Source organism: Streptomyces sp. ADI95-17 (assembly GCF_003846175.1).
In the GTDB taxonomy this organism is placed as follows: Bacteria; Actinomycetota; Actinomycetes; order Streptomycetales; family Streptomycetaceae; genus Streptomyces; species Streptomyces sanglieri.
In genome coordinates this window covers 182346-186847 of sequence record NZ_ML123051.1, presented here as the reverse complement: position 1 = coordinate 186847, position 4502 = coordinate 182346, and the positions used below count along the sequence as shown (strand labels likewise).

The following is a 4502-nucleotide window of genomic DNA, read 5'->3' as shown; positions in this document are numbered from 1 at the left end:
TCAGGGCCCCGGCCACCTGGGACGCACCGTCGATCCTCGCGCCGGACCCCCCGGGCCCTGGCTGTGCTGTCTTATTCGGCATCGCTGTCATGGCCGTAGCCTTCCTGTTCGGTGCGGCCACCGACGCACACGGCCCGTGCGAAGACAGCCACGATCCCCTACCAGGATCCCCACGATTCCCCGGAACCGCCACCGCGCCCCACCGCGAAGAGGCTGACGGATACCGACACGGCCGCGTGCGGCAACGGCGTCCCCTCGACGCGCTGGGGGATGATGCCGTTCCCAAGGCTGACTGCGTCCAAGTCGCGGAGTGACCTTGTTACTGAGGGACGGCGCCCCCCTGCGTTGATGCCGAGCAGCTCGCCTACCGCGTCCTCGCCAGTGGGCAGCGCAGGGTGCACGTCCAGCGCGCCGACGACGGGTGGATCGTCGGGCTGGCGGCAAGGACCAGGAACAGGACGACACACTGGCCGCCACCGAAGCGGCGCTGCTGCACTTCTCCAGTTCCCGCGATGCGGGCCGCACCCCGGGAGCGTGTGTGCGGTTTCGATGAGACAGTCGGGGCGGAGCGGACGGGCGCGGGAGTGGAGGGCACCGGCGGGCACACCGGCGGCGAAGATGCGGCACACGTTCCGTTGACGACAGACACGACATCACCAGCGGGCCGTGACGGCTGCGCCCCGCCCCATCTGCTCACTCATCCCGGCAGGCCATCGGCGCCGCCCCCGCTCCCGTGCCCCCTGATCCTCATAGGGGGTTGCGGTTGGAGAACTCGCGGGTGGCGGACTTGTCGGGTGCAGGGTGCAGAGGAGTGCGACTGCCGACGCTTCGTCCTGCTCGCGTAGGTCGTCCCAGAACGACTCCGGCCAGGACGAGTGCCAGCCCGCACAGTTGCTGGACTGTCAGCACCTCTCCGGCCACTGCCGTGCCGAGCAGTACACCTGTGACAGGGTTGAGCAGCCCGACCAGGCCCACAGTCCCCGCGGGCAGGTACCGCAGCCCGATGAACCAGGCGGCGAAAGCCAGCGCTGTGGCGACGAGGGTGACGTAGCCGAACGCGAGAAGCGCCGGTGTGGAGAGTGAGGGCGGAGGACCCTCCACGCCTGCGGCGACCAGCAGCAGGAACAGGCCTCCGGCAGTGAGCTGCCAGGCGGTCGAGGCAAGCACGTCGGTTCCGGCGTTCCACCGCTTGGTCAGTATGTGGCCGAAGGACGACACGAGCATGGCCGTGACCGAGGCCAGGACCCCCGGCACGCTCACTCCTGCCGTTCCCGTGAGCAGCATGAGGCAGACCCCGCCGAGCCCGATCGCGGCGCCGGCCAGATGTGCGCTGCCGGGCCGCTCGGCGACGAGGGCCCAGGCGATGAGCATCATCGCCAGCGGGGACACCGCCATGACGGTCGAGGCGATGCTCGTCGGCAGCAGCTGGGAGGCGGCGTAGACGAGCACGAAGAAAACGCTCACGTTGAGCAGCCCGAGCACTGCGGACCGCCACCACCACGCACCGCGCGGTCGCTGCCTGCACAGCCCCAGCAGGACGAGGCCGGCAGGCAGCGCCCGCAGAGCCGCCCCGTAGAGAGGGCTGTCGGGCGGCAGGAATTCATGGGTGACGTAATAGTTGGCGCCCCAGGCCACCGGTGCGACAGCCGTCAGGGCCACCCACCGCACATTAGCTTCCATGGAAGACACTATAACTTCCCAGGAAGCTAATATGGTGTGCATGGACGACCCTCAACTGCTGGACCGCGTGGCCCGCATCCAGGCCGACTGGCGCCGCGAGCGGCCCGACCTCGACATCTCCCCGCTGGGCGTGATCGGCCGGCTGCACCGCCTGGCCGACCATCTCACCGAGCAACTCTGCCTCGTCTACGGGCGCTACGGACTCAGCGAGGGAGAGTTCGACGTCCTGTGCGCTCTGCGCCGCGCCGGTGAGCCCTATGAGCGCGCGCCCGGCGAACTCGCCGCACACACCATGGTCACCACCGGCGCGATGACGAAGCGAATCGACCGCCTGGAGCGGGCCGGACTCGTCACCCGCCGCCGTTCCGATGACGACCAGCGTGGCCGGATCGTGGCCCTCACCCAGCCCGGTCGCGAACTGATCGACCAGGCATTCACCGACCACATGCGCAACGAACGCCGCCTGCTGAGCCTGCTGACGCCCGCTGAGACCAAGGCACTTGAAGGACTGCTCACCACCTGGATCTCACACGTGGAGAATCCGAGTCCGTCCGACAGCAAGTGACCCGATCGGTGCCGGGAGGTCGGGGACATACGGGAGGCCGCCACGCCTCCAGCCGGTGTGGCGGCTCCTGCACCCCTGCGGAGCTCTGCCGGCCCGGATGCCTTGGCCACGGTGGTGGCGACCACGACGAGCCGTTGACTGCCCTGCTCGTCGTCGGTGGAGTCAGGGTCGCACAGCGGCCGGAGCCCCCGGGCAGCTCGGGGGCTGGAAGAAGTGGCGGCCGAGCATGTCCTTTCGATGCCCCGAGTTCGTAATTCCGTGCCGCCGCTGAAACCACCGACATCGCCGACGTTCCTCAGCAAGACGTGATCCACGCGGAGTCTCTCGTGATCACCGAGTTCGATGCGAGTCTGGCACGTGGCCGCGGCGAGCGTGTGGCACGCCTGGGCGAAACCAGTGGTGGCCTGCGGCGGACTGTCACGGATTCGGCGGGATCCATGCCGACTGGGAGATCGAATACATCCCCGCGGATCACCTTCCGACCACGGTCCGGGCGTGCCGTCTCATGACGCAGGTGCCACAGTCACGATCACTGCCCGGTGGGGTTGTTCCAGTCGTCGGGAACGGGGCTGTGGCGTTCGGTGAGTGGGCCGACGCCGAGATCCTCACGCATGAGCTTGCGCATCTTGGCGGCTGCCTTGCCGCGCGCCTCCCAACGAGCACGATTCTCTGGACTGCTGACAGCAGTGCCGTCTATGTAGCCGTCGCAGATGCGTCGCAGACAGTGGAACACGCTGTTGGAGGCCTGGACGACGGGTTGGGGCGCGATGAGCCACATCCGTTCTGACGCGGTGCCTATGCCCGAGTCCCGAAAGGCCTCGCGCAGCACGAACGCCCGCTCGCCGTCGGACGGGTACTCTCGCTCGGCAAGGGCCCGCAGAGTCTCACCGAGGACCTTCACGGTGGTGGTGTACTGCGTGTAGATGTCGAGCCGCAGCCGAAGGGCCTCTTTGGCATCCTCGCGCTTCCACCGATTCCGATCGGCGACGAGCGTGGCAACGATGCCGATCGCGGCCCCGGCCAGAGTGGAGAGCAGTGGCAACCAGTCCATGCGGGCCAGCTTGGCCCATCCCACGACGGCGACACCAGATGAATTTCGAGAACGAAACTGCACCGCCAGCGCCGAGTGTCGAGTGTCGATCACGTACAAACCCCTCCAGTACGCTTTCGTCCGGCCCTGACCGGTTGCCCCGGCTGCGCGAGCACCTCCGCCAGGCAAGGCGTGGGCCGAGCGGCGTTGAGCCCGTGTACCCGACCGTCATGTCCGTGAGGTCTGCCCCTCGGACCCGTTCACATCACGCGGCACAGCGTGCCGTCGGTACAGCCGCCGAGATGCGCAACCTGTTCTCGGAACTACCGGAAGCCTGCGACAACACCCTGCTGATCGCCGAGCGCATCGAGTCCTACGACGAGGTCTTCGACCACGTCGACGAGATGCCGCAGTTCCCGGACGTGCCCGAAGGCGGAACGCAGGAGTCGTGGCTGCGCAAGAAGGCCCTCAAAGGGCAGGCGATCCGCTACGGGGCACCGGCCCCCCAACACATCCTGAATCGCTTCGGGACCGGGATGACGGTCATCGGCCCCATGGGCTTCAGCTCCTGTTTTCTCGTCGTGGCGGACGTCTGCCGCCACGCCCGGGGGAACAAGATTCCGCTCGGCCCGGGACGCGGTTCGGCCACCGGCTCGATCGTGGCCTGCGCCGCCCGCATCACCGAGTTGTGCCCCCTGGAACACGGCCACTGTTCGAAGGCAAGGGAGGCGTAGGTCAGCGCGATGAGGAGCGCGGTGAGGGCAGGTCCGGCCGCCCGGCCCGTACCCCAGTCCGTACCCCATCCGATGAATGCCCAGAGGCAGGACAGGGCCTGCCATCACCGTGACCGCGACCACGGGCGGAGCGACGATCCGAGCCCGGCCCGGTCCCCCACGCCTCCGACGTCCGTCCCGCCGGGGTCGGTCCCGAGAACGGAAGCGGCCAGAAGGCGCTGAAGCGGGCGGCGGCCGCGTACCGTGGCGCGGCACCTGCCGCACAGGCCGGGGCGGAAATCCCTCAGCAGGCCCGCCGCCAGGAGCTGTCTGCGGGCACCACCCCTAGTTGGTCGTGTGCGTCGGGTAGACCTCGACGTCGGTGTAGGCACCCTTGATCTCCCCCGCGCCCGCGGGCCACTTGAGGCTCACGGTGTGGGTCTCGTTCGGGGGCGTCACCAGGATGTTGGTCGGGGACGCGAGGCTGTCGCCGCTGTTGTCGATGTCGTAGGCG

The 4502-nt window shown here is 68.5% G+C and carries 3 protein-coding genes and 2 pseudogenes; 3 read left to right on the top strand and 2 right to left on the bottom strand.

Annotation, left to right across the window (positions count from 1 at the left end; translation table 11 throughout):
* Positions 1-353 precede the first annotated feature (353 nt).
* Positions 354-517: pseudogene (locus EES42_RS46720) on the top strand (helicase); the annotation flags it as partial.
* A gap of 230 nt (positions 518-747) precedes the next feature.
* On the opposite strand, the gene EES42_RS35615 reads toward EES42_RS46720, so the two are convergent.
* A complete protein-coding gene (locus EES42_RS35615; protein WP_241196804.1) occupies positions 748-1680 on the bottom strand; it encodes a DMT family transporter in 933 nt (310 codons plus the stop codon).
* A 40-nt stretch (positions 1681-1720) separates the two neighbouring features.
* Between EES42_RS35615 and EES42_RS35610 the strand changes: the two genes are divergently transcribed.
* Positions 1721-2245 (top strand): MarR family winged helix-turn-helix transcriptional regulator, encoded by a 525-nt coding sequence (locus tag EES42_RS35610; protein WP_124722375.1) that lies wholly within the window; start codon positions 1721-1723, stop codon positions 2243-2245.
* Positions 2246-2774: 529 nt separating this feature from the next.
* On the opposite strand, the gene EES42_RS35605 is transcribed toward EES42_RS35610, so the two are convergent.
* A complete protein-coding gene (locus EES42_RS35605) occupies positions 2775-3389 on the bottom strand; it encodes a hypothetical protein (protein WP_241196803.1) in 615 nt (204 codons plus the stop codon).
* A gap of 176 nt (positions 3390-3565) precedes the next feature.
* Here EES42_RS35605 and EES42_RS35600 point away from each other — a divergent pair.
* Positions 3566-3982: pseudogene (locus tag EES42_RS35600) on the top strand (DNA polymerase III subunit alpha); the annotation flags it as partial.
* Positions 3983-4502 lie beyond the last annotated feature (520 nt).

Excerpts from the sequence above, each read along its gene's own strand:
- EES42_RS35610 (WP_124722375.1), top strand. The coding sequence starts at position 1,721 with ATGGACGACCCTCAACTGCTGGACCGCGTGGCCCGCATCCAGGCCGAC.
- EES42_RS35615 (WP_241196804.1), bottom strand. The coding sequence starts at position 1,680 with ATGGAAGCTAATGTGCGGTGGGTGGCCCTGACGGCTGTCGCACCGGTG.